We start from the raw sequence: 22,172 nt of genomic DNA on the forward strand, positions 1-22,172 counted from the left end.
CCCGGCTTCTGTACTGTGCCCCTTAGCCAAGGAGACCGGATATGAAGCTCTATCACAGCCCGACCTCGCCCTATGTCCGCAAAGTCATGGTTTTGCTGCATGAAACCGATCAGTTGCAGGATGTCGAACTGCAGACCGTCGCCAGCACGCCTGTATCACCGGCGGAACCGCTGATCAGCAAGGCGCCGCTGACCAAGGTTCCGGCGCTGGAGCGGCCCGATGGGCCAACCCTGTTCGACAGCCGGGTGATCTGTGCCTTTCTGGATGCGCGTGGGCAGGCGGGGCTGTATCCCGACGGGTCCGGGCGCTGGGATGTGCTGACGCTGGAGGCGCTGGCCGATGGCATTCTGGATGCCGCCTTGCTGATGACCTACGAGGACCGGCTGCGACCCGGGGACAAGCAGTGGGACGACTGGACCGAGGCGCAATGGGTCAAGATCGAACGCGCCTGCGCGGCGTTGAATCAGCGCTGGATGGCGCATCTGTCCGGATCATTGGACATGGGGCAGATCGCGGTGGGCTGCGCGCTGGGCTATCTCGACCTGCGCCATGACGCGCGGGGCTGGCGCAAGGGCAATGACGCCCTTGCTGCATGGTTTGCCGAATTTGACGCGCGGCCCAGCATGGTGGCGACGCGCCCGCCGTCGTGATTGCCGGGTTTAGGGCGCGGTGAATGTGGCCAGATAGGCGGCGATATCCTCGGCGCCCTTCTTCAGCTTGATGCTCATGTTCGGGCGGGCGGTTTCGTCATCCAGAAACGTCTGGATGAAACCGATCGGGTCCCTGGAATAGGTGGCGATGTTCTCTTCGGTCCAGATCAGACCTTCGTCGCCCGCGCGGATCATGTCGTCGGTGAACAGGCCGATGGGCAGGCGTTCGCTGCCATAGCGGTAGTCGTTTTCAGAACCCGCAACGCGGCCCACGACGCCATAGAGATTCGGGCCAGTGATTCCGCCCTTTACCAGCACCTCGCCATCTTTGATGATCGCGTGGCAGGATGAGCAGCGGTTATACAGTTTTTCGCCTTTTGCCGGATCGCCGGCGGCTTGGGTGGACAGGGCCGCCAGCAACAGCGTGGCGGCCAGGGGGGTCTTGAACATCGGGGGGTCCTGATTGGAGTACGTGTCATCGGGGCTTTCCGGTATTCGCGTAAAAAGTGCAACCGGAAACGTGGCTTCACCTGAGTTGAGAAAAAATCTATTTCTCAGTCGTGATTTATCGGTGAACAAACGCGCAGGGGCGGCGGGCTTCTTGTCCGATCCCGCATCAATCGGATCAGTTGCGTTGCGGTGCAGACGTGCCTGCTGGCGGGTTTGCGCGCTGTCTGCCGTCCCGGCACGGGGGCCGAATCGAATCGGCCCGATCCGGGGGGATCGGTAAAACTTGTGCCCGAGAATCATGAAAAAAGCCCGCCACGTTGTGGCAATATGCGCAGATGCGGCGTATTGCGCGTTTATGACCGCTAGACGAACTCTATTCTCCCCGATAGTAAGCGCGGTTAAGACACCGCATTCGTGCGGTGCGCGAGCTATTTGCCCGTCCGCGGGCGCCAGATAATCGGAGATAACCTCGTGTCCCACGCAGAAGACCACGAAGGCACCCGCAGAGATTTCCTGTACTACGTCGCTGGCGGCGCAGGTGTCGTTGCGACGGGGGCAGCCGTTTGGCCCCTGGTGAATCAAATGAACCCCTCGGCGGATGTGCAGGCGCTGTCCTCGATCCGTGTGGACGTAAGCGGGGTCGAGCCGGGCACGCAGCTGACCGTGAAATGGCTGGGCAAGCCGGTGTTCATCCGTCACCGCACCGGTGCCGAGATCCAGAAAGCGCAGGATCAGGATGCCGAAGGTGTGGGCGCGTTGCCTGATCCGCTGGCGCGGAACTTCAACCTGAATGCCGATGCCCCCGCGACCGACGCCAACCGCGTGATGCCCTCGCCCGAGGGCGAAGCGCCGGGCGCGTGGATCGTTCAGATGGGCGTTTGCACCCACCTGGGCTGTGTGCCGCTGGGCGATGCTGGCGACTTTGGCGGCTGGTTCTGCCCCTGCCACGGCTCGCACTACGACCTTGCCGGTCGTATTCGCAAAGGCCCCGCGCCTGAAAACCTGCCTGTCCCGCCCGCTGAGTGGGTCGACAACAGCACCATCAAACTCGGCTAAGGGAGAGCCTGATGTCCGGAATTCCCCACGATCATTACGAGCCGAAGACAAATGGCGAAAAGTGGCTGAACAGCCGCCTGCCGATTGTCGGCCTTCTGTATGACACCCTCATGATCCCAACGCCAAAGAACCTGAACTGGTGGTGGATTTGGGGCATCGTTCTGGCGTTCTGCCTGGCGCTGCAAATCGTCACCGGTATCGTTCTGGTGATGCATTACACCCCGCATGTCGATCTGGCCTTTGCCAGCATCGAACACATCATGCGCAACGTGAATGGCGGCTATATGCTGCGCTATCTGCACATGAACGGCGCGTCGCTGTTCTTTGTCGCGGTTTACATCCACATCTTCCGTGGCCTGTTCTACGGTTCGTACAAGGCCCCGCGTGAGATCACGTGGATCATCGGGATGCTGATCTACCTGATGATGATGGGCACCGCCTTCATGGGCTACGTTCTGCCTTGGGGTCAGATGTCCTTCTGGGGTGCGACCGTGATCACCGGCCTGTTTGGCGCGATCCCGTTTGTAGGTGAGGCGATCCAGACCTGGCTGCTGGGCGGACCGGCGGTGGACAATGCTACGCTGAACCGCTTTTTCTCGCTGCACTATCTGCTGCCGTTCGTGATTGCGGCGCTGGTGATCGTGCATATCTGGGCCTTCCACACCACCGGCAACAACAACCCGACAGGTGTTGAAGTGCGCCGTGGCTCGAAAGCCGAGGCCGAGAAAGACACGCTGCCGTTCTGGCCCTATTTCGTGATCAAGGACCTGTTCGCGCTGGCCGTCATTCTGGTCGTGTTCTGGGCCATCGTCGGCTACATGCCGAACTATCTGGGCCACCCCGACAACTATATCGAGGCCAACCCGCTGGTCACACCCGCCCACATCGTGCCCGAATGGTACTTCCTGCCCTTCTACGCGATCCTGCGCGCCTTCACCGGTGAGGTCTGGGTGGTGCAATTCGCCAGCTTCATCACCGGCGGCATCATCGACGCCAAGTTCTTTGGTGTGATCGCGATGTTCGGTGCGATCCTGGCGATGGCTCTGGCCCCGTGGCTGGACACATCCAGCGTGCGGTCGGGCAAGTACCGCCCGATGTTCAAATGGTGGTTCTACCTGCTGATCATCGACTTCTTCGCCCTGATGTGGCTGGGGGCGATGCCTGCGGAAGAACCCTATGCGACCTTCTCGCTGATCGCATCGGCCTACTGGTTCGCCTATTTCTTCGTGATCCTGCCGATCCTGGGAGTGATCGAAAAGCCCGAGCTTCCGCCGGAAACCATCGAAGAAGACTTCAACGCGCATTATGGCAAGGCGAACGCCGACGCCACGCCGGCCGAGTAAGAAGAGGGACCGGAAACATGTTCAAGAAACTTGCAATCGGTGCCGCGTTTGCCCTGGCCGTTACCCCTGCTGCGTCCTTCGCGGCAGGTGGCGGCGAGCAGCACATCGAAGACTTCGCATTCTCGTTCGAAGGCCCCTTTGGGACCTGGGACGAGCATCAGCTTCAGCGCGGGCTGCAGATCTATACCGAGGTCTGTGCCGCCTGCCACGGCCTGCAATATGTCCCCCTGCGTGATCTGGAAGCGCTGGGTTATTCCGAAGAAGAAGTTATCGCTTATGCGGCGACCAACTTCGAAGTCTTCGACCCCGAGTTGGACGATTTCCGCCCGGCGATCCCGACCGACCACTTCCCGGCCAATACCGGCGTCGGCGCACCGGACCTGAGCCTGATGGCCAAGGCGCGCGCGGGCTTCCATGGCCCTTACGGTCTGGGTATCAACCAGTTGGTCAAAGGCATGGGCGGCGCGGAATACATCGCCTCGCTGATGGACGGCTACACCGGGGAAGAAAAGGAAGAGGCAGGCACTGTCCTTTATGAAAACAAAGCCTTCCCGGGCGGCTGGATTTCGATGGCTCCGCCGCTGTCGGACGATCAGGTCGATTTCGCGGACGGGCACCCGGCAACCGTTGAAGCCATGTCCGAGGACGTTTCGGCCTTCCTGATGTGGGCCGCTGAGCCCAAGATGATGGAGCGCAAGACCGCAGGCTTTGTCGGCGTTCTGTTTCTGACCTTCCTGTCGGTGATCCTGTACCTTGTGAACAAGCGCCTGTGGGCCCCTGTGAAAGGCAAGAAATCGGTCTGACGGAACCGCATCTCTCAAAACGCAAAAGCCCGGCCACCAGCGCCGGGCTTTTTTTGTCTGCCCCAATCGGTGCTATACTGCCCTCGGCCCGCCCGCGGTCGGGTCGTTTTGAGCAAGCACATTTTCAGGAGGGGGAATTATGAGCGTTCAGTCGAATGCGGACAAACTGCGCGAAGCTTATGCCAAATGGAATGACAGCAAGGGCGCAGACCTGACGATGTGGGATCAGTACACAACCGACGATCTGTGCATGTGCTCGCTGGGCGAGGGGGATTACGGTCTGGAGTTCAGCTGCCGCCGACAGGGTCGCGCGCAGATGCACGCCTATCTCAAAGACCTGACCGATGCGTTCGAAATGCAGCACTGGACCCTGATGGAAACGGTGGAACAGGGCGACCGGGTGGTTGGCATCGGAACCACGGCCTGGACCCACAAGACCACCGGAAAACTGGCCGAGACCCGCGTGGTCGTCATTTGCCGCTTCCGGGATGGTCTGGTCTGCGAATACGAGGAATTATACGACACCGCCGCCGTTGCCGCCGCTGTCAGCTAAGACCCGTGGGTCAGGCGAGCAACTGCCCGTTTGCGTGGCCCGAGACCTTTGCCTGCACAATCTGCCCTTCGGTCTGAGGGGCTTTGAAACAGACTTCGGTGAATTGTTCGGTGCGGCCCATATGCGGGTTTTCCATCAGGATATGATGGGTTTTGCCGATCTGGGCGGACAGGTGTTTGCTGATCTGCGCCTCACCGACGGCACGCAGGCGGGCGGCGCGGTCCTTGATGATGATCCCGTTGACCTGCTGCGGGATACGGGCCGCGGGCGTGCCGTTGCGCTTGGAATAGGGGAACACATGCAGCCAGGTCAGGTCGCAGTCTGTGACCAGCTTCAGTGAATTCTCGAAATGCGCCTCGGACTCGGTCGGGAATCCCGCGATGATGTCCGCTCCAAAGGTCATGTCGGGGCGCAGTTTGCGCGCCTTTTCGGTGAAGCGGATGGCATCGTCGCGCAGGTGGCGGCGCTTCATCCGTTTCAGGATCAGGTCATCGCCATGTTGCAGCGACAGGTGCAGATGCGGCATCAGGCGCGGCTCGGTCGCGATGGCCTGAATCAGGTTCTCATCCACCTCGATCGAGTCGATTGAACTGATCCGCAGGCGCGGCAGGTCGGGCACCAGCTTGAGTATCCGCATCACCAGATCGCCCAGCTTGGGCTGCGCCGGCAAATCCGCGCCCCATGAGGTCAGGTCCACACCGGTCAGCACAACCTCGTTATAGCCCCGGTCCACCAGCCGCTTGATCTGGTCCACCACAACGCCCGCAGGCACACTGCGCGAGTTGCCGCGGCCATAGGGGATGATGCAGAAGGTACAGCGATGGTCACAGCCGTTCTGAACCTGCACATAGGCGCGCGAGCGGGTGCCGAACCCGTCGATCAGATGGCCTGCGGTTTCCGTGACGGACATGATGTCATCGACCTGCACCGCCTCGGTCTGGCCGATGAAATCGGCGGCCATGCCTTTCCAGGTCTCGGGCTGCATCTTCTCGGTGTTGCCGATCACCGCGTCGACCTCTTCCATCCGGGCAAAGGTCTCGGGTTCCGTCTGGGCGGCGCAGCCGGTCACGATCAGGCGCGCATCGGGGTTTTCGCGGCGCAGTTTGCGAATCTCCTGCCGGGCCTTGCGCACAGCCTCGGCGGTGACAGCGCAGGTGTTGACCACGACCGCATTGCTGAGCCCGGCCTGCTGCGACAGTTCTTTCATCGCCTCGGTCTCATAGGCGTTCAGGCGGCAGCCCAGCGTGGTAAACTTCGGCGGGTTCATCCCAGCGACTCCAGAAATTCCGGCGTCAGCGTGCCGGAAAACACATGCGCCGTGGGTCCGGTCATCCAGACACCATCCTCGCCCCAGTCGATCCGGATCGTGCCGCCATCCAACTCGATCTGCACCTTGCGCCCGGTCAGCCCGCGCCGCGCGGCGGCCACAGCGGTCGCGCAGGAGGACGAGCCAGACGCCAGCGTGATCCCCACGCCGCGCTCCCAGACGCGCATGCGGATATGATCCGCGCCGATGATCTGAGCCACCTGCACATTGGTGCGTTCCGGATAAAGTGGATGATATTCATACCGCGCACCGAACTCGGCCAGCGGGATCGCCTCGGCATCCTCGACGAAAAAGGTGCAATGCGGGTTGCCCATGCCGGTCGCGGTCGGGCCGCCCTCGATGGGCAGTTCCAGCGTATCGACCTCTTCCGCCAGCGGGATCTCGTGCCAGTCCAGCTGTGGATGGCCCATATTGACCGAGGTCAGCCCCTCACCCGCGTCGCGCGCATAAAGCGTACCGCGTTCGGTTGTCAGGGTCAGGTCGGATTTGCGGGTCTCGTCCATCAGAAACCGCGCGATGCAGCGCGTGGCGTTCCCGCACGCGGCCGAGGTCGACCCGTCCGCGTTGTAAAACACCAGATGCGCATCCGATTCGCCGTTTTCGATCACCGCAAGCTGGTCGAACCCGACCCCGAACTGCCGGTGCCCGATTCCCCGTGCCAAGGCGGGCGTCACCGCAACAGGCTGCGCGCGCGCATCCACAATGACAAAGTCATTGCCCAGCCCGTGCATCTTCATAAAGGGCAAACCAGAGTTCGGTATTTGTTGCATGGCGGGCATATAACGCTGCCGTTTGAATGAATCCACCCTGTAGCGCAGATTCCGGAAAAAAGGTCTTGACCCCCCCGCGCCACCCACCTAATTAGGCCGCCTATCGGGGCGCTGGACATAAGGTAATATCCGGCGAAACGAGGTGCAAAATAAGGTCTTGAACCCGATCGGGAAAATGCCTTAGACAGCGCCACGGATCGACAAGATCCATCAAAAGAGTGGGCCGTTAGCTCAGTTGGTAGAGCAACTGACTTTTAATCAGTGGGTCGCAGGTTCGAATCCTGCACGGCTCACCACTTTTTTCAAAAAAGAAAAATACGCTGAACCTGGCTGCGCTACGCAAGTAATTGACTTCGAGCATAAGCAGGTTCGTGGCCTGAAATTGGTCCAGCGGATCAGGTGCTGCCCGTGCAGTATTGGTGCATATCAACTCCTAACCAGACCAAGCAGTGGGATCGTCATTGCCGTGATGGATGGCGTCCAATGCGTCCTTGTAGGCCGGCTGCTCACGAATGACCTCCATGTAGGCGTCGCCCAACAGCTGCCCGGAAACGACGTCCATTGGGTAGTGCACGCCGCCAATCACACGACCATAACCGATTTCGCGCCCGAGCTTCTCTAGCGCGTCAGAGTGCTGCGGAAACAGATCCGAAAGAACCGAGGTGTAAACAATGGCCCGGATCGTATGTCCACTGGGATAGGACGTCACCGGGAACGCAGTGGCGACCGGCTCAACCTTATCATTGACAACGAAAGGGCGCGGAATGTCGTAGTTTGCCTTGACCAGATTGTAGTCGTCGCGCACCTCGTCGATGATTTGATCCAGCATGCCGCTCAGGGCCTGCGTATCTACATCCAACAATTCAGGTGCAACGATCGGTGCGAAACGTTCCAGATCGACGGGTTTTTGCACGAAATCAACCTGTTCCTGCGTTCGACTTTCCTGCATCCACATGACAGCGAACATTTCCTTGTCGAACTCCGCCGTGCCGGGTTCAGCCGGAGGGCCAATCAGTGTGACGCTGTCGAGACTGTTGGGCGGATAGAACTGACCTGAAATAGCAGGCCCACACAAGGCTACCAAGGCAATAGCGGCAACGGAACTCTTGAACACGGCAACTTCCCCCATGGCTTTTTCAATGCATTTCCAGAACCTGTGTCAGGCTTCGGCGATCATGGTTCCCCAACTGGAAAAACCACCGTCGGTCTCGCAGATAATTTTCTCGGAACCCGTCACGGCATCGGTTCCGAAGTAGCAATTCGCGAATGCCGGGGTGCTCAGATAGGCCAGGTTCAGGGCAACAAGACCCAAAGCGGCAATGTGTTTCATGGTACTCACTCCCATTAGGTGAACCTCATGTGGTGACGGGTACCAGCCGGGAATATTGCGCAGGAATTAAGATTGCTTAATCCGGAAACCACACATGCCGTAAAAGGCCGCGATGCGCTTGTGATGGCGAGGGTTCAGCGACGACGGCGGCGGATTGCGTGTTTGCCGAGCCCCCAACCTCGGCACACGGCTTGCCGCGACGGTCTAACGGGCAATGACGATGACTGCCTGATGAGCATTTGGGGAACTCTGTGAGGAAGTGTAGATCAGCGGCGTGAACAGAGCATTGCACACCGCTGATACGCGCGTTTTACTTCGCCTTCTTTTCGAGGTTTTGCCAAAACTTCAGCTTTTCATCGAATGTCTTCTCCATCTCTTTCGGCTTAACCTTGGGGGCGGCCTGCTGAACAACATGCGCCACCTCATGCCCGAGCAATTTTTTTGCCGCAGAAGCAGTCTTGGCGGCCTTCGACACCTGAACCAGAAGGTCTTTGTTGGCCTTTGCATCCATGCCTTTCGCCTTTTTGGCGCTAGAGATGGCCTTCTGCGCAACTTTGCCCTGTTTCATAGCCACGGCAACGGCCTTCTTGAGTGGTGCCAATGTCTTTTTCGCCACTGGCGAGGCTTTTTCAGCCTGTTCAATTACCTTGGCCTGCCGGACGGCTGCCGCCCCAATTTTGTCCGCCTCTTTTTCAAGCTTAGTTAGGTCTTTGACTTCAATCTTCACCTTGTGTCTCCTTGGCCCGATATGTTCCGTTGTTTCGTTTGGCAGATGTGCCCGATTCCGTATGGGCGTTCAGTGAAGTCGGACACCTTGGCAAAAAAACGGCGGCGGTTAGCGGTTGTGCTGTTTTTGCCCGCTGTGTTGAACGCCAGCGGATGCGTCCGCCACTGACGGTTGTACCGGGTTCAGGAGCTTGGCGCCCATCGGCGCGCGGCATTTCCTTTGTGTTGAAGCAACAACGTGATTTATTGGACCTACATTTTTTGCCTGGAGAAATACATGAGACGTCTTGCAGTTATTCCTTTCATTGCTGCCTTGGCAGCATGCGACACTCCGACCGACATTGAAGGCACGGCCATTGATGCCGGCGAAGAGACAGCAATCATCAAAGGATTTCAGACCCCCACACCGACCGAAGCAGAACAAGCCAACGCTGAAGTTCAGTGCGGCGGACCCGCCACGTTTGAAAGCGCAACCCCCGTGGGAGATGGATTCTACGACCTCAAGTTCACGTGCGACTAGCGTTTGATCTGCTTTAGGCGCCCTTTCTTTGCCGCCTGCTTGCGATGCTTTGCGCCCGAGAGTGCATCGACCACGGCGAAATTCCAACTTAACCAGAAGTTGGACCCCGCTTAATGTTTGGCTGCTATCGTTTGGACCTTCGCGATGGAAACATCGACCAAAAATGGGCAGCGACTTTCAGTAAGTCCAAGCGGGAGTGGAACGATGGGTAGGACCCGGTGCCTTGCGTTATCCGTTACAGCTATGCTGGCGATGGCATCGACCAGCCATGCTGAGGAGTCGCACATTGGATGCGGCATTACTGAACTGCTGCACAGCAATACCTCCATAAGGTTCGTCGGAGATAATCCAACCGAAGCTGATGTCGGCGACAGACGCATTCTGCACTGGTTCCTCGAGGACCTAAACGGGCTATACGTTGGGTCCTTTGATGTTGTCACAACGGTCCTGGGCGGAACACCGGAAATGGGTCATTACGTTCGAGTGGACGGGTCAATCAACCTGCCCAATGGAAGCATCTTTGTGGCGACCAGCACGTCTCTGAGCGACGCAACAGACACAATGAGTTCTGGCACCGCACAGGAAGTCATCGACTGGGCTGTGATTGGAGGAACGGGCGCGTTTTCGAATTCAAGCGGTGTGGTGTCCATCGAAGTGCCGGACGAAGGGGCTGATCACCTTGAGAACCGCCCAATGACATTGACGCTGAACTGTTAAGAAAAGCCTTCGACTTCTATACGCTTGCAGCCAGTCCAGTTCTTCGATCCCAAGTGTCGCGTATTCTTGATCCGTCATTATTGTTCGGTCTGCCGTAACGAAATACCCCGCTCAGGGTACGACCGGAACGTAAGCAAATGCTATCAGCAGGCGTGTTCTTCAGGAATAAACCGGCGGGCTCGTCTTTTTGGCTGGCCAAATCCCCATAATTGTCAAAAGTTACGCGGAACCATCATTTTGAAGTAGAACGCGAGATTAAAGACATGAATTTTAAGTTTGTTTTCCTGCCCCTAGTCATGGCGTTGGCGGTTCCCGTCTTCCCGAAGCTGGCAAACGCGAAAGGTGCTGACCAGTTTTATGCACTCTGGGCTGAGTATCAGCAGTTTTGCAGCAGCGCATTCGCAGCACCCGAGGGCGTACATGCCGATCCGATGGAGGATTTCGGTTTGTCCCGTGAGATTGAGCTGATCAGGACCGATGACAGGGCACATGTGGATTACCTCGTGATCAGTGCATCACCCTTTCCCCCGGATACGCGCATACACGGGATTGTCAGCGACAAAATAGGTAACCAAATCGAGCAATCCTGCTTCGTAAACGAGTCCTTTTCAGGCGAACTGTCACAAATCGCCATGGCCCAGCTTGGCGACAGTGTAGAAGCGGCTTTTCGCGCCTCTGACGGGTTTGAGTTTGTGGGCGGTCGGCGAGCCATCCTAATGGGTGGCGATACAAATGATGTTGACTATTATTTTATTCTGAAAGGCGCATTTGTTGGCCAGGACATCATCACGCATGTGACAATCTCTTTGTACGATATGGCAATCGAGCATACGAAGGTCTTTCAGATAGCCGAATGACAGGCCTGTCTATCGTGAATTTCATTCACCATCTGAACCGGTTTATTGAATTCTAAATGCCAAACATTTGCGCTCTACTACAGCTGTCGAGGGGCGCAAATGGTCAGACGGACGCGAAGACGGGAGACAACAGAAGATAGCTCGGGTCCGAGCCCGTCACCTGCCTTTCAGGTAGGCGGCGCTTTGCGGCCGTTATCGTCGTCCGAACTGGCCGCCATCGAGGCGCATGCATATGATATTCTTGCGACCGTGGGCATGTCCGGCTTGCCGGAAGGGGCCACCAAGCGTGCGGTTGATGCGGGGGCGTGGCATCGCCCGGATGGACGCCTGTGCTTTTCAGCCGAGACAATCCAAAGCGCGCTGGCCCGCGCCCCGCGCGAGATCACTTTGCCGGGGTTTACTCGGGACAGGGATTTGCAGATCGGTGGTCGCCGGGTTCACATCGGCACCGGCGGCGCGGCAGTGCAGACGCTTGATGCCGCAACCGGCACTTACAGGGACAGCACGCTGATCGATCTTTACGATCTGATGCGCGTGTTGGAGGCATCACCGAATATCCACTACGGAGTTCGGCCCGTAGTTGCCAGGGATGTGCCGGACCCGTTCGAGTTGGACATCAACACCGCCTTTGCCTGCCTTAAGGCGACGTCGAAACCCATTGGCATCAGCTTTTGCCACCCGGACCATATCAATCCGATTGTCGAGATGTTCGATATGGCGCTTGGCCCTGCGCACTCCTTCCGCGAAAGACCGTTCTGCATGGCGGTCATCGTTCATGTGGTGCCGCCACTGACCTATGCCGCCGAAGGCATTTTGATGCTTGAAAAGGCTGTGACGGCAGGCATGATTCCGCAGATTTGTTCGGCGGGGCAGGCCGGTGCGACCAGTCCGGTGACCCTGGCGGGTGCGCTGGCTCAGGGTCTGGCGGAATGCCTTGCGGGCTTGGTCGTGGTTGACGGGATCCAAAAGGGCAGCCCCTGCATCTATGCGCTGATGCCCTTCATCTCCGACCTGCGCACCGGAGCAATGAGCGGTGGCAGCGGTGAAGCTGCGATCGCAAATGCCGCCGCAGCGCAGCTTCTGGCCCATATCGGTCTGCCGTCCACCGTCTCGGCGGGTATGACGGATTCCAAGGTCGTCGATGCGCAAGCCGGCTATGAAAAAGGCTACACTGTCGCTCTGGCGGGCCATGGCGGTGCCGACATGATCAATCTGTCGGTGGGGATGCTGGGCTCTATCATGGTGGCTAGCCCCGAGGCGATGGTCATCGACGACGACATGTGTGGCGCGATCCTGCGCAGCATCAGGGGGATCGAAGTGAACGCGGAAACGCTCGATCTGGACGCGGTAGAGCGTGTCGTCACACAGGACGGGCACTATCTGGGTGAAACCGAAACGCTGAAACGCATGAAATCTGACTACTACTACCCTGCGCTTGCCGATCGTCAGAGTGTCGATGACTGGGTGTCCGCAGGCTGTCTTTCAATCTGGGATCAGGCGCGAACACGTGTAGCAGAGAATCTGGCCGCACCGCCTTCGGCACATCTTGATCCCGAGGCGGAAGCGCGTATTCGCGCCCGCTATCCTATCCGTCTTCAGCCGTAAAAAGGTACCGACATGCATGTTTTCAGAAGTATGATCATCGATGCCGACATCAACACAGTCTGGGCGACGGTTCGCGCCTTTGACGGTGTGGTGCACTGGAACCCGGGCGTGGTGGGGGCCAGTCTGGAAAACGGATCACCGACCGCCACCGGCACAGTCCGACAGCTGGATATCGCCGATGGCACGGTGTTCCGGGAAACCTTGCTGGCGCATTCGGATACCGATCATTTCTACACCTATGACATCCTCGAAAGCCCGCTGCCCGTGACCGGATACGTGGCAACGCACCGATTCCTTCCAATCACCCATACAGGTCAGACTTTGGGGATATGGCAAAGCCGCTTTGAATGTGCGGCAAGCGACGCCGCTGAATTGGAGCAGGTCGTCGGTGATGCGATCTATATCGGCGGCATGAACGGGCTGAACCAATTCCTGAAGGAGACAGAAAATGGCTGATACCCTTGCCCCCCGCGCCGTAATCGGCGTCATGACACCCGCCATGAACACCGTCGTCCAACCCGAATTGGAATTGCTGCGACCATCCGGTGTGACCAATCAGATGCAGCGCTTTCGCTTGGGCGGCGATGCGGTGTCGGAAGACTTGCCCGACGAGGCGGCCAAATTGATGGACTGCGCGCCTTCGGCCATTGCCATCGGTCTGACAACGGATGCCGGGCCCGGCGGCCCGGATAAGCTTAAGGCACGGTGCGAAGACATATCCAAGCAGGTTGACGTACCGGTGATCGGCGCCTCGCAGGCAGACTATGAGGGATTGCGCCGACTGGGGGCTAAGCGGGTTGGTATTGTCACGCCGTTCAATGCGGAAATCGACGCTGTTGTGAAGGCAAACACGGAAAGCGCAGGCTTCGATGTGGTCGCAGTCAAGGGCACCGAAGCGCCGTCGCTTCCGGCGATTTGTGAAACCTCGTTGGACGACATCCGGGCCGTCTTTGCGGCAGTCGCGGCCTCGGATTGCGACGTCATTCTTCAGGTTGGGACCGCATTGCCTGTGGTGGCACTGATTGGCGAGTTGGAAGAGGTTCACGGCAAGCCAATCGTGGCCTGCAATGCGGCTGTCTACTGGCGAACGCTGCGCGCGATCGGGATCAACGATCCGATCAAAGGTTTCGGAAAACTGCTGGAGTCACACTGAATGCAAAGCCATGCGCAGGTTGTTGTCATCGGCGGTGGCGCGGTCGGTGCCGCCATTCTGTATCATCTCGCCAAGGCGGGCATCACCGATACCGTTCTTCTGGAAAAGAACGAACTGACCGCAGGGTCGACCTGGCACGCGGCCGGGAATATTCCCACCTATGCAAACTCGTGGCTGGGCATGCGCGCCGGAAACTATGCCTGGCGGCTGTACAAAGGGTTGGCCAAAGACCCAGCCGCGCCGATCACCTATCGCCACACGTCCGCCATCTGGCCCGCGCATACACCCGACCGTATGCAACTGTTCCACCATCTGTGCGGAGTGTCCCGATCAGCCGGGTTTGAGCTGTCGATGCTGACCCCGTCCGAGATCGAACAGATGCATCCCTACTGGAAGGCGGACGATACCGTCCGCGGCGGAATTCTTGATCCCTACGAAGGCGATATCGACCCCAGCCAGTTGACCCAGGCGTTGGCGAAACACGCCCGCGACCTGGGCGCAGAAATACGCCGCTTCACACCTGTCACAGGTTTGCGTCAGCGCGCGTCCGGGGAATGGGAGGTTGAAACGCCGACCGGCATAATCGTTGCAGAAAGCGTAATCAATGCAGCCGGTTCAAACGGCGGACGGATCGCGGTCATGGCGGGTTTGCAGGTGCCGGTCGTCACGCTCGAACACCAGTACATGGTGACATCGCCACTGGCTGCTTTGGAAAAGGACACGGCCACATTTCCTTTGATCCGCGACCCCGACATCCGCTTTTACCTCAGGCGCGAGCGCAACGCCCTGTTGCTTGGGTCCTACGCCCATGAAGGTCGCCCGGTCTGGCAAAACGGGGTGCCTCAGGATTTTGACCACCAGCTTTTCCCGGATGACATCGACGGGATGATGGCCGTGTTCGAGGCCGCCTCTTCGCATGTGCCGCTGCTTGCCGAAGCGGGTGCCCAGCGGTTCGTGAATGGCCCGATCCCCTATGCGCCCGACGCGCTTCCGCTTGTCGGGCCCGCCGCGGGGGTTCGAAATTTCTATCACGCGACAGGCGTTCAAATTGGCATCACGCATTCCGCCGCCATCGGCAAAGCCATCGCTGAATGGCTGACGACAGGCGAAACCGAATGGGACCTGTCCGCCTGGGATCCCCGCCGCTTCGGATCCTGGGCCACGCAGGACTACGCCGCAGCCCGCGCGTCCGAGCATTATGACCTGCAATATGCGATCCCTTACCCTCACCGGCTTATGGAGTCCGGGCGTCCGCTGAAGCAAACGCCGCTTTATGCGCGTCTGGTCGCGCAAGGTGCGATCATGGGGCAGATCGGCGGCTGGGAACGTGCGTTCTGGTTCGATCACGGCCAGACGAACGATCCAGATGCTTTGAGTTTCGGTCACGAACCTTGGCAGGATGCCGTGCGGGCCGAATGCGAAACCGTCCGCGACCACGTCGGGATCATGGACCATGGCGGCTTCACCAAATTCACTCTGGAAGGGCGCGACGCGGCCAAGGTGCTCGACACAGTGGTCTGCGGAACGCTGCCGTCGGTCGGACGAGTGCGTCTGTCCTATATGCTGACACCCAAGGGGCGTATCTGGTCCGAGGCTACAATTGCCCGGCTGGCCGAAGACAGATTTCTGCTGTGCGGGCCGACTCTGGCTGTCGATCGCGACTACGACTGGATTGCCGACGCCTGTGGCGATGCCGATGTTCGGCTGACCAAGGGATACGCTCGGGACGGTGCGCTTTTGGTGATGGGCCCAAAATCCCGTGATCTTTTGCAGGGCCTCACCGCCGCCGACCTGAGCGCGGCCAGCGCCCCGTGGATGAGCCTGGCCGAGATCGAAATCGCCGGCATCCCGGTCACGGCTCTGCGGGTCAGCTATGTCGGGGAATTGGGGTGGGAGCTTCATGTCGCCACTTCAGATCTGGTCGCCCTCTACGATGCGATCTGGACTGCGGGTTCCCCGCTTGGCATCTGTAATTTCGGGTCTTACGCGCTCAATGCGATGCGCATCGAGAAAGGGTATCATGGTTGGGGTGCCGACTTTGGTGTCGAGTACACGCTGTTCGATGCTGGTCTTTCTAAATTCGCGAATATGTCGAAGCCAGCATTTACCGGCCAGAAAGCGGTTGAAGAACAGGCTGCGAAAGAAGCTGCATGGGCCTTTGTTGGGCTGGAGATCACCGATCCCGGGCCGGAACCCCTGCCATCCGACCCGATCATCCAAGGGGGCCGGGTGATCGGATATCTGACATCGGTTTCGATGGGATATCGAACGGGAAAGCTGTTGGCGCTTGGCTATGTGGAAAATGGCGCGCTTGGAATGGGGGAAACCTGTTCGGTGCAGGCTTTCGGAGAGTTACGCACGGCGATACGCCATTCCCATCATGTTTATGACCCTACGAATGAAAGACTGCGGTCCTAGCCGAACCCACCGTTTTCCGAGGACCACCGCGCAAGGGCTTGCGCAACGTCCAGAATGGGGCCTGCGCCTTTGTCCTCGGAACGGATCAAGGCACCCCAGGGCACCTCTATCCCGTCCTTGCCGACGCGCACTCCGACAATGCGTCCTGCTTGGATGGCCGGGCGCACGGCCCAGCCGGCAAGCACACTGCTGCCCTGACCGGCGGCCACCAATTCGATGATGGCCGCTGGCATCTCAACCGTTGTGGTCCAGCGCGGATACCTTCCCGAGGGGCGGAACAGCCGGGCAAACTCGCGATCCGGCTCGGGCGTCAACGTGTAGGTGATGAAGTCTTCGCCTTCGATGTCGCTGCCTTCGACATAGGTCTTTGCGGCAAGGGGATGATCCGGCGCAAAAATGAACAGCAGTTCGTCCCGGAACAGCGGAATTCGATGTGTCCCGATGAGATTTGCCTCGCCTGAGGTCACAACAATGTCGGCCCCCCGATTTGTAAGCGCAGCGACAGGTTCGCGCGTCACGCTCGTCATGACCTGCAGTTCGATCCCGGGCAAATGGGTGTGCAGGTAGCGGCTGAAATTGGGCAACCAATGGTATGCGCTGTAGGCTTCGACCGCGATGCGCACGACATGTTCCACACCGCGGTCCATCCGCCGCACGTCGCGTTCCGCGCGGTCCAAATCCGACAGGACGCGATCCGCGACCTCGGCAAGGTATTCCGCCGCCGGGGTCATGCGCAGACGTTTATGTATCCGCGTGAACAGAACCAGATCCAACCGTCGCTCGGCCTCTTTAATGCGATGCGACAGGGCGGACGAGGTAACACCCAAGGCCTCGGCCGCATCATTGACACGCCCGTACTCGGCAATCGCACGGATCATCTTCAGATGACGCAAATCGAGAAACGGACCGTCTGCCATGCCAACCTGAGAGAAATTCACATAAACAGGAGACTTTCTTTATTGCCATTCATCTCAGGTCAAGTCGATACTTTTGTTGTAAGAGGCGGCAGAGACCGCATTGGCCTGATAAAACCACCGAAATCTCAGAGCGCTGCGCGGTATGGCGCGAATGGCGGTTTTGTCAACTGGTGCCCATCAAGCATCTGCAACGGCGAACAGCGTCATAGCACGGAATCTGCGATGAAACCTGCTCGCAGTCCGCGCAAGCCCACCTCTCCAACCCAAGGCGGGCGTTCATTGCGGTCTGTCAATTCCCTTGATTGCGCGCTTCCAGCCGTTCCAGATTTACAACTGTCGAAAGCATCAGACGATCATGGCTCCAATCCTGGGTCTGACGCACCGAGGCCGAACCAATCGCAAGCACAACAACCAGCGAAAGCGTCAACCCAAGGAAAAGCGCTGACAGCTGGCTTGTCGTCACGGGTGCATCGGTCAGGGCAATGACGCGCTGACGCAAAGCATGCTTTGCTTTCGGTCCGTTAACCAGGGCCACATGAAGAATACGAGGGCTTTTCAGCTTGACCGACCGGGTGCAGTAATCCAGCAAGCAGGTGGTATAGTCGGTAGCGTCAATCCCCTTGCGCGAGACGACGGACTGATCGCAGGCCAATTCGCGAAGCCGGTCAAACTGATGCTTCATGGCCAGATAGGCCGGGTTCCAGAACAGCAGCGGGCGCAGAAGCTCGAATCCCAGTTCCCATTCCACGTCCAGCGCGCGGATGTGCTGGAATTCATGTGCCAGAGCAAAGCGCAAATCGCGTGGCGAGTTCAGCAGATGGCTGGGCAAAACGACGTGCCGGCGACGAAGGCCGCGCACCGCAAATGGCACGGTTACGCGATCTGACAGACGAATGTCCACCTTGGCCGACTGCCGCCAAAGAAAGCTGGACCGAACAGCCTTGCGAATTGCAAGTGCATTGCGGACAACCCGAAGTGCCAGAACAGCCGCCACCAGCGCCAGCGCAACCAACGCGCAAGTCACCAAGACAGAATTGCCTGACAGGACATGATCGACCCAGCGTTCGCGCGTGTTCAGAAGGGTTTCGAACTGCGCAGCCGGCATGGCGATTTCGCCGCGCAGATAGGCCGCCACGGCGAGATCTCCCAGCGCGACAACGCGTCCCGGCCACAGCTGACTGACAAAACCAGTGACACCCATTGCCAGAACCGGGCTGAGCAGAACGCAGATGCAGAGTATCTTGAGCGAACGAAGCTGAGCAACAAAGCCGTACCGCATGGGCGTAAGCGCCAGGGCCCCGCGCATTGCCAGCCAGATCAGCGCTGACAATCCAAGCACAACGTTGAACTCGAGAAACGCATCGAGAACCGGTTTAACCGCTGTCATTTTGCAGTCTCCTCTCTACCAGTGCTCGAATTTCCTCCAGATCATCTTCTGTCAGCCCCGCATCGTCGACCAGCCTTGCAACCAGCGTTGCGGGCGTGTCGTCAAACAGGGTCCGGGACAGATTCTGCAGCGACCGCGACTGGTACCTGTCCTTTTCCAGCAGGGGTCTGTAGATCAGCGACTTGCCGTTCTTCTCACTTTCGACGAACCCTTTTTCATCAAGGATACGCAGAATGGTCGCGCCGGATGTGTAGGCCAGATTGCGATCAGGTGGCAGGCGATCAAGGACATCACGGACCGAACCCCGACCCAGCGCCCAGAGCTCGTTCATGAACTCAAGTTCCACTTCGGTCAGCAGATTTGTCGTCTTTTTCTTTCGCATCGATCTCGGTGTCGCCATTTCTTAGTATGCCTGACAGACAAGCATCCTTTCGCTGTTTCGCAAAGCTTAAACTTTCCAGAAGACGAAAACGCCCCAGCCGATGGACAGAAAAAGGGGCGTCCAGACAGGTTGGCCCACCAGCCCAAGCCAGGCCAGGAAGATGTAGGCCGAGCCCAGCAGCGTTATGAACAACCGATCCCCCAACGTGGTGGTCAGGCCAAGCACACCGCGGCGTTCGAGGCCGTCGCGGAATTTGAACCCCTCCAATACCCCGATCAGAGCGATGGCCGAGAAGATGCCCACGAATACGGCCAGCGTCGCCGGGGTCCAGGCCATCCAGAAATCGGGCCACAGGGGGGCGGTCCACGAGAATCCTTTTTCCTCCTGCTGGCCGACATTGCCCCACCCGGCTTGCTGGGCAAATGCCATCGAAGGCAGGAAGGGAAGGGTGAGAAGAAGTTTACGCATATCGAACCTCACACACGGCCCATCGCGAAACCGCGCGCGATGTAGTTGCGGACAAACCAGATGACGATGGCACCGGGTATGATGGTGAGCGTCCCGGCTGCCGCCAGCAGGCCCAGCTCGTACCCCGCGCTGGAGGCGGTGCGGGTCATCACGGCGGCGATGGGTTTGGCCTCGACCGCCGTCAGGGTCTTGGCCAGCAGCATTTCCACCCACGAGAACATGAAGCAGAAGAAAGCGGCGACGCCGACGCCCGCTTTGATGTTGGGCAGGAAGATTGTTATGAAGAAGCGCGGGAAGGAATAGCCATCAACATAAGCCGTCTCGTCCAGCTCCTTGGGGATACCGCGCATGAAGCCTTCCAGAATCCACACCGCCAGCGGCACGTTGAACAGCGTATGCGCCAGCGCTACGGCCAGATAGGTGTCGAATAGGTGGATCGAGGAATAGAGCTGGAAGAACGGCAGCGCGAACACTGCCGCTGGGGCCATCCGGTTGGTCAGCAGCCAGAAGAACAGTTGCTTGTCACCCAGAAACCGGTAGCGCGAGAACGCATAGGCCGCAGGCAGAGCGACACAGACTGACAGCACCGTGTTGATCGTCACATAGATGATCGAGTTGATATAGCCCCAGTACCATGTCGGATCGGTGAAGATGGTGATGTAATTCTCCAGCGTGAAGGTTTGGGGGAACAGGGAAAAGCCCGACAGGATCTCGTTCGTGGTCTTGAAGGACATCGCCACCAGCCAATAGATCGGCAGCATCAGGAACGCGATATAGAGGATCGGGATCAGGGACCGCTTCTTCATTGCGCGTCATCCTTTGTCATCAGTGTATAGAAGACCCAGCTGACCAGCAGCGTGATGGCGAAATAGATCAGGCTCATCGCCGCAGCAGGGCCAAGGTCGAACTGCCCCAGTGCGATCTTCACAAGGTCGATCGACAGCAGGGTGGTCGAGTTGCCGGGACCGCCGCCGGTCAGAACGAAGGGTTCGGTATAGATGTTGAAACTGTCCATGAAGCGCAGCAGAACGGCGATGGTCAGGACGGTTTTCATCTTGGGCAGCTGGATGTAGCGGAACACCGACCAGGGGCTGGCGCCATCGATTTTGGCCGCCTGATAATAGGCGTCCGGGATCGACACGAGGCCCGCATAGCACAGCAGCACCACAAGCGAGGTCCAGTGCCAGACATCCATGACCACAACGGTGATCCAAGCCGACAGCGGCTGTTGCGTCATATCATAGTTGATGCCCAGAACGTCATTCAGGAAATAGCCCAGCAGGCCGATCTTGGGCAGCGTGAAGATGTTCCACATCGAGCCGACCACGTTCCACGGGATCAGCATCGGCAGGGCCATCAGCACCAGACAGACCGGCACCCAGAACCCTTTGCGCGGCATGGAAAGCGCCACGATGATGCCCAGCGGAACCTCGATCAGCAGGATCAGGAAGGTGAACAGGAACTGCCGCCCCAGCGCGGCCTGAAACCGGTCAGAGCGCAGGATCTGTTCGAACCAGCCCAGCCCCTCCCAGAAGAACTGGTTGTTGCCAAAGGTCTCCTGCACCGAGTAGTTGACCACCGTCATCATCGGCACCAGCGCGTTGAACGCAACCAGCGCCAGTACGGGCAGGACAAAGAACCACGCCTTTTGGTTTTCCGTTCTCATTGCGCCCGCTCCTCGGTTGCGATCCAGCCGTCGCGGTAGACGCGGGATTGTTCAGGTTTGAATTTCAGGAAGACCTGCGAGCCGGGTTCGGGGACCTCATGTTCGGTCACCGCCTTCAGCGCCGTGTTGCCGACCATGGCGCTGACCACATAGTGGCGGCCAATGTCCGAGACCTTGGTCACATGCGCCGGAATGCCGGTGTCGCCAAAGCCGACATATTCGGGGCGAATACCAAGATCGGTGCGGCCCCCGTCGCCGTGGGTTGGGCCTTCCAGCATCACCTCATGGCCTTCGAATACGGCGCGGTCGCCCTCGGCGTCGCAGGGCAGCACGTTCATGCCGGGCGAGCCGATGAAATGGCCGACAAATGTGTGCTGAGGACGCTCGAACAGTTCAACCGGGGTGCCGATCTGCACCACCTCGCCCTCCTGCATCACGACCACTTCATCCGCAAAGGTCAGCGCCTCGGTCTGGTCGTGGGTCACGTATATCATCGTCGCTTTGACGCGCTGGTGCAGTTCTTTCAGCTTGGACCGCAGCTTCCATTTCAGATGTGGGTCGATCACCGTAAGCGGCTCATCGAACATCACCGCGTTCACGTCATCGCGCACCAACCCGCGCCCCATCGAGATTTTCTGCTTGTTGTCCGGGCTCAGGCCGCTGGCACGGGTGTTCAGCATATCGGTGACGTCCAGCATCTCGGCAATCTCGTCGACGCGACGTTTGATCGTTGCCGGGTCAACCCCGCGGTTTTTCAGCGGAAAGGCCAGATTTTCACCCACGGTCATCGTGTCGTAGATCACCGGGAACTGGAACACCTGCGCGATGTTGCGTTGATCGGGGGGCAGGGCGGTCACGTCCTGACCGTCGAACAGGATCTGCCCCTCGGACGGGGTCAGCAGACCCGAGATGATGTTCAGCAGCGTGGACTTGCCGCAGCCCGACGGCCCCAGCAGCGCATAGGCCCCGCCATCGCGCCATGTAACGTCGATTTCCTTCAGGGCGTAATCCTGTGGCCCCTTGGGATTGGGGAAATAGCTGTGTCGCAGGTTTGCAAGTTTGATCTGTGCCATG

25 protein-coding genes and 1 tRNA gene are annotated in these 22,172 nt (G+C 59.0%); 13 read left to right on the top strand and 13 right to left on the bottom strand.

Annotation, left to right across the window (positions count from 1 at the left end; translation table 11 throughout):
* The first annotated feature begins 41 nt into the window (after positions 1 to 41).
* The gene (locus ACR0EZ_RS07285) at positions 42 to 650 is read left to right on the top strand and encodes a glutathione S-transferase (RefSeq protein ID WP_480611989.1); all 609 of its coding nucleotides are present in this window, start codon (positions 42 to 44) and stop codon (positions 648 to 650) included.
* 9 nt (positions 651 to 659) lie between these two features.
* Here the strand turns inward: ACR0EZ_RS07285 and ACR0EZ_RS07290 are convergent, their stop codons facing one another.
* Positions 660 to 1,100 (bottom strand): c-type cytochrome, encoded by a 441-nt coding sequence (locus tag ACR0EZ_RS07290; RefSeq protein ID WP_480611990.1) that lies wholly within the window; start codon positions 1,098 to 1,100, stop codon positions 660 to 662.
* Between the two features lie 471 nt (positions 1,101 to 1,571).
* Here ACR0EZ_RS07290 and petA point away from each other — a divergent pair, with 471 nt between their 5' ends.
* From petA to ACR0EZ_RS07310, 4 genes are all read left to right on the top strand, one after another.
* Entirely contained in the window at positions 1,572 to 2,156 is a 585-nt protein-coding gene (gene petA / locus ACR0EZ_RS07295; RefSeq protein WP_480611991.1) for a ubiquinol-cytochrome c reductase iron-sulfur subunit, read from the top strand.
* 11 nt (positions 2,157 to 2,167) lie between these two features.
* Positions 2,168 to 3,499: a cytochrome b gene (petB, locus tag ACR0EZ_RS07300; protein WP_480611992.1), complete on the top strand. Its 1,332-nt coding sequence runs from the start codon at positions 2,168 to 2,170 to the stop codon at positions 3,497 to 3,499.
* A gap of 17 nt (positions 3,500 to 3,516) precedes the next feature.
* Positions 3,517 to 4,302, top strand: coding sequence for a cytochrome c1 (locus tag ACR0EZ_RS07305; protein WP_480611993.1), 786 nt, complete (start codon positions 3,517 to 3,519; stop codon positions 4,300 to 4,302).
* Between the two features lie 139 nt (positions 4,303 to 4,441).
* Positions 4,442 to 4,855 carry a nuclear transport factor 2 family protein gene (locus tag ACR0EZ_RS07310; protein WP_480611994.1) on the top strand — a complete coding sequence of 138 codons (414 nt, stop codon included), beginning with the start codon at positions 4,442 to 4,444 and terminating at the stop codon, positions 4,853 to 4,855.
* A gap of 10 nt (positions 4,856 to 4,865) precedes the next feature.
* Here ACR0EZ_RS07310 and mtaB read toward each other — a convergent pair whose 3' ends face one another.
* Positions 4,866 to 6,122 carry a tRNA (N(6)-L-threonylcarbamoyladenosine(37)-C(2))-methylthiotransferase MtaB gene (gene mtaB, locus ACR0EZ_RS07315; protein WP_480611995.1) on the bottom strand — a complete coding sequence of 419 codons (1,257 nt, stop codon included), beginning with the start codon at positions 6,120 to 6,122 and terminating at the stop codon, positions 4,866 to 4,868.
* Positions 6,119 to 6,961: a diaminopimelate epimerase gene (gene dapF, locus ACR0EZ_RS07320; RefSeq protein ID WP_480611996.1), complete on the bottom strand. Its 843-nt coding sequence runs from the start codon at positions 6,959 to 6,961 to the stop codon at positions 6,119 to 6,121. Before dapF ends, mtaB begins: the two co-directional genes overlap by 4 nt.
* Before the next feature lie 211 nt (positions 6,962 to 7,172).
* On the opposite strand from dapF, the gene ACR0EZ_RS07325 reads away from it, so the two are divergent.
* Positions 7,173 to 7,248, top strand: a tRNA-Lys gene (locus ACR0EZ_RS07325).
* A 137-nt stretch (positions 7,249 to 7,385) separates the two neighbouring features.
* Here the strand turns inward: ACR0EZ_RS07325 and ACR0EZ_RS07330 are convergent.
* The 3 genes from ACR0EZ_RS07330 to ACR0EZ_RS07340 all read right to left on the bottom strand — a co-directional run bounded on the left by ACR0EZ_RS07330 (position 7,386) and on the right by ACR0EZ_RS07340 (position 9,009).
* The gene (locus ACR0EZ_RS07330) at positions 7,386 to 8,081 is read right to left on the bottom strand and encodes a phosphatase PAP2 family protein (protein WP_480611997.1); all 696 of its coding nucleotides are present in this window, start codon (positions 8,079 to 8,081) and stop codon (positions 7,386 to 7,388) included.
* A gap of 30 nt (positions 8,082 to 8,111) precedes the next feature.
* On the bottom strand, positions 8,112 to 8,282 hold the full coding sequence (locus tag ACR0EZ_RS07335; protein ID WP_480611998.1) for a hypothetical protein: 171 nt from the start codon (positions 8,280 to 8,282) through the stop codon (positions 8,112 to 8,114).
* A 310-nt stretch (positions 8,283 to 8,592) separates the two neighbouring features.
* Positions 8,593 to 9,009: an eCIS core domain-containing protein gene (locus ACR0EZ_RS07340; protein WP_480611999.1), complete on the bottom strand. Its 417-nt coding sequence runs from the start codon at positions 9,007 to 9,009 to the stop codon at positions 8,593 to 8,595.
* 276 nt (positions 9,010 to 9,285) lie between these two features.
* On the opposite strand from ACR0EZ_RS07340, the gene ACR0EZ_RS07345 reads away from it, so the two are divergent.
* From ACR0EZ_RS07345 to ACR0EZ_RS07375, 7 genes are all read left to right on the top strand, one after another.
* On the top strand, positions 9,286 to 9,528 hold the full coding sequence (locus tag ACR0EZ_RS07345; RefSeq protein WP_480612000.1) for a hypothetical protein: 243 nt from the start codon (positions 9,286 to 9,288) through the stop codon (positions 9,526 to 9,528).
* Between the two features lie 243 nt (positions 9,529 to 9,771).
* Positions 9,772 to 10,245: a hypothetical protein gene (locus ACR0EZ_RS07350; protein ID WP_480612001.1), complete on the top strand. Its 474-nt coding sequence runs from the start codon at positions 9,772 to 9,774 to the stop codon at positions 10,243 to 10,245.
* A 263-nt stretch (positions 10,246 to 10,508) separates the two neighbouring features.
* A complete protein-coding gene (locus tag ACR0EZ_RS07355; protein WP_480612002.1) occupies positions 10,509 to 11,102 on the top strand; it encodes a hypothetical protein in 594 nt (197 codons plus the stop codon).
* Positions 11,103 to 11,201: 99 nt separating this feature from the next.
* The gene (locus tag ACR0EZ_RS07360) at positions 11,202 to 12,707 is read left to right on the top strand and encodes a trimethylamine methyltransferase family protein (RefSeq protein ID WP_480612003.1); all 1,506 of its coding nucleotides are present in this window, start codon (positions 11,202 to 11,204) and stop codon (positions 12,705 to 12,707) included.
* A gap of 30 nt (positions 12,708 to 12,737) precedes the next feature.
* Entirely contained in the window at positions 12,738 to 13,163 is a 426-nt protein-coding gene (locus ACR0EZ_RS07365) for an SRPBCC family protein (RefSeq protein ID WP_480612004.1), read from the top strand.
* A complete protein-coding gene (locus ACR0EZ_RS07370) occupies positions 13,156 to 13,860 on the top strand; it encodes a maleate cis-trans isomerase family protein (RefSeq protein ID WP_480612005.1) in 705 nt (234 codons plus the stop codon). The genes ACR0EZ_RS07365 and ACR0EZ_RS07370 overlap by 8 nt, the downstream gene beginning before the upstream one ends.
* Complete coding sequence (locus tag ACR0EZ_RS07375) at positions 13,861 to 16,278, top strand: GcvT family protein (protein WP_480612006.1); 2,418 nt, start codon at positions 13,861 to 13,863, stop codon at positions 16,276 to 16,278.
* Here the strand turns inward: ACR0EZ_RS07375 and ACR0EZ_RS07380 are convergent.
* The 7 genes from ACR0EZ_RS07380 to ACR0EZ_RS07410 all read right to left on the bottom strand — a co-directional run bounded on the left by ACR0EZ_RS07380 (position 16,275) and on the right by ACR0EZ_RS07410 (position 22,171).
* A complete protein-coding gene (locus ACR0EZ_RS07380; RefSeq protein ID WP_480612007.1) occupies positions 16,275 to 17,195 on the bottom strand; it encodes a LysR family transcriptional regulator in 921 nt (306 codons plus the stop codon). The genes ACR0EZ_RS07375 and ACR0EZ_RS07380 overlap by 4 nt on opposite strands.
* A gap of 289 nt (positions 17,196 to 17,484) precedes the next feature.
* The gene (locus ACR0EZ_RS07385) at positions 17,485 to 18,582 is read right to left on the bottom strand and encodes a M56 family metallopeptidase (RefSeq protein ID WP_480612008.1); all 1,098 of its coding nucleotides are present in this window, start codon (positions 18,580 to 18,582) and stop codon (positions 17,485 to 17,487) included.
* Entirely contained in the window at positions 18,569 to 18,964 is a 396-nt protein-coding gene (locus tag ACR0EZ_RS07390; protein ID WP_480612009.1) for a BlaI/MecI/CopY family transcriptional regulator, read from the bottom strand. The genes ACR0EZ_RS07385 and ACR0EZ_RS07390 overlap by 14 nt, the downstream gene beginning before the upstream one ends.
* Before the next feature lie 66 nt (positions 18,965 to 19,030).
* Entirely contained in the window at positions 19,031 to 19,432 is a 402-nt protein-coding gene (locus ACR0EZ_RS07395) for a DUF2160 domain-containing protein (RefSeq protein WP_480612010.1), read from the bottom strand.
* Between the two features lie 8 nt (positions 19,433 to 19,440).
* Positions 19,441 to 20,238, bottom strand: a complete 798-nt coding sequence (locus ACR0EZ_RS07400; protein WP_480612011.1) for a carbohydrate ABC transporter permease — start codon at positions 20,236 to 20,238, stop codon at positions 19,441 to 19,443.
* A complete protein-coding gene (locus ACR0EZ_RS07405; protein WP_085807799.1) occupies positions 20,235 to 21,098 on the bottom strand; it encodes a carbohydrate ABC transporter permease in 864 nt (287 codons plus the stop codon). The genes ACR0EZ_RS07400 and ACR0EZ_RS07405 overlap by 4 nt, the downstream gene beginning before the upstream one ends.
* The gene (locus ACR0EZ_RS07410; RefSeq protein ID WP_480612012.1) at positions 21,095 to 22,171 is read right to left on the bottom strand and encodes an ABC transporter ATP-binding protein; all 1,077 of its coding nucleotides are present in this window, start codon (positions 22,169 to 22,171) and stop codon (positions 21,095 to 21,097) included. Before ACR0EZ_RS07410 ends, ACR0EZ_RS07405 begins: the two co-directional genes overlap by 4 nt.
* Position 22,172: the final 1 nt, after the last annotated feature.

This window comes from Ruegeria sp. AK4 (assembly GCF_056541025.1).

Bases quoted from the DNA above. Each gene is read 5' to 3' on its own strand.
- dapF (WP_480611996.1), bottom strand. From the start codon at position 6,961: ATGCCCGCCATGCAACAAATACCGAACTCTGGTTTGCCCTTTATGAAG.
- ACR0EZ_RS07405 (WP_085807799.1), bottom strand. From the start codon at position 21,098: ATGAGAACGGAAAACCAAAAGGCGTGGTTCTTTGTCCTGCCCGTACTG.
- ACR0EZ_RS07395 (WP_480612010.1), bottom strand. From the start codon at position 19,432: ATGCGTAAACTTCTTCTCACCCTTCCCTTCCTGCCTTCGATGGCATTT.
- ACR0EZ_RS07370 (WP_480612005.1), top strand. From the start codon at position 13,156: ATGGCTGATACCCTTGCCCCCCGCGCCGTAATCGGCGTCATGACACCC.
- petB (WP_480611992.1), top strand. From the start codon at position 2,168: ATGTCCGGAATTCCCCACGATCATTACGAGCCGAAGACAAATGGCGAA.
- ACR0EZ_RS07380 (WP_480612007.1), bottom strand. From the start codon at position 17,195: ATGGCAGACGGTCCGTTTCTCGATTTGCGTCATCTGAAGATGATCCGT.
- ACR0EZ_RS07305 (WP_480611993.1), top strand. From the start codon at position 3,517: ATGTTCAAGAAACTTGCAATCGGTGCCGCGTTTGCCCTGGCCGTTACC.
- ACR0EZ_RS07365 (WP_480612004.1), top strand. From the start codon at position 12,738: ATGATCATCGATGCCGACATCAACACAGTCTGGGCGACGGTTCGCGCC.
- ACR0EZ_RS07290 (WP_480611990.1), bottom strand. From the start codon at position 1,100: ATGTTCAAGACCCCCCTGGCCGCCACGCTGTTGCTGGCGGCCCTGTCC.
- ACR0EZ_RS07350 (WP_480612001.1), top strand. From the start codon at position 9,772: ATGCTGGCGATGGCATCGACCAGCCATGCTGAGGAGTCGCACATTGGA.
- ACR0EZ_RS07400 (WP_480612011.1), bottom strand. From the start codon at position 20,238: ATGAAGAAGCGGTCCCTGATCCCGATCCTCTATATCGCGTTCCTGATG.
- ACR0EZ_RS07360 (WP_480612003.1), top strand. From the start codon at position 11,202: ATGGTCAGACGGACGCGAAGACGGGAGACAACAGAAGATAGCTCGGGT.
- ACR0EZ_RS07390 (WP_480612009.1), bottom strand. From the start codon at position 18,964: ATGCGAAAGAAAAAGACGACAAATCTGCTGACCGAAGTGGAACTTGAG.
- ACR0EZ_RS07355 (WP_480612002.1), top strand. From the start codon at position 10,509: ATGAATTTTAAGTTTGTTTTCCTGCCCCTAGTCATGGCGTTGGCGGTT.
- ACR0EZ_RS07285 (WP_480611989.1), top strand. From the start codon at position 42: ATGAAGCTCTATCACAGCCCGACCTCGCCCTATGTCCGCAAAGTCATG.
- ACR0EZ_RS07385 (WP_480612008.1), bottom strand. From the start codon at position 18,582: ATGACAGCGGTTAAACCGGTTCTCGATGCGTTTCTCGAGTTCAACGTT.
- ACR0EZ_RS07335 (WP_480611998.1), bottom strand. From the start codon at position 8,282: ATGAAACACATTGCCGCTTTGGGTCTTGTTGCCCTGAACCTGGCCTAT.
- ACR0EZ_RS07410 (WP_480612012.1), bottom strand. From the start codon at position 22,171: ATGGCACAGATCAAACTTGCAAACCTGCGACACAGCTATTTCCCCAAT.
- ACR0EZ_RS07345 (WP_480612000.1), top strand. From the start codon at position 9,286: ATGAGACGTCTTGCAGTTATTCCTTTCATTGCTGCCTTGGCAGCATGC.
- mtaB (WP_480611995.1), bottom strand. From the start codon at position 6,122: ATGAACCCGCCGAAGTTTACCACGCTGGGCTGCCGCCTGAACGCCTAT.
- ACR0EZ_RS07375 (WP_480612006.1), top strand. From the start codon at position 13,861: ATGCAAAGCCATGCGCAGGTTGTTGTCATCGGCGGTGGCGCGGTCGGT.
- ACR0EZ_RS07330 (WP_480611997.1), bottom strand. From the start codon at position 8,081: ATGGGGGAAGTTGCCGTGTTCAAGAGTTCCGTTGCCGCTATTGCCTTG.
- ACR0EZ_RS07310 (WP_480611994.1), top strand. From the start codon at position 4,442: ATGAGCGTTCAGTCGAATGCGGACAAACTGCGCGAAGCTTATGCCAAA.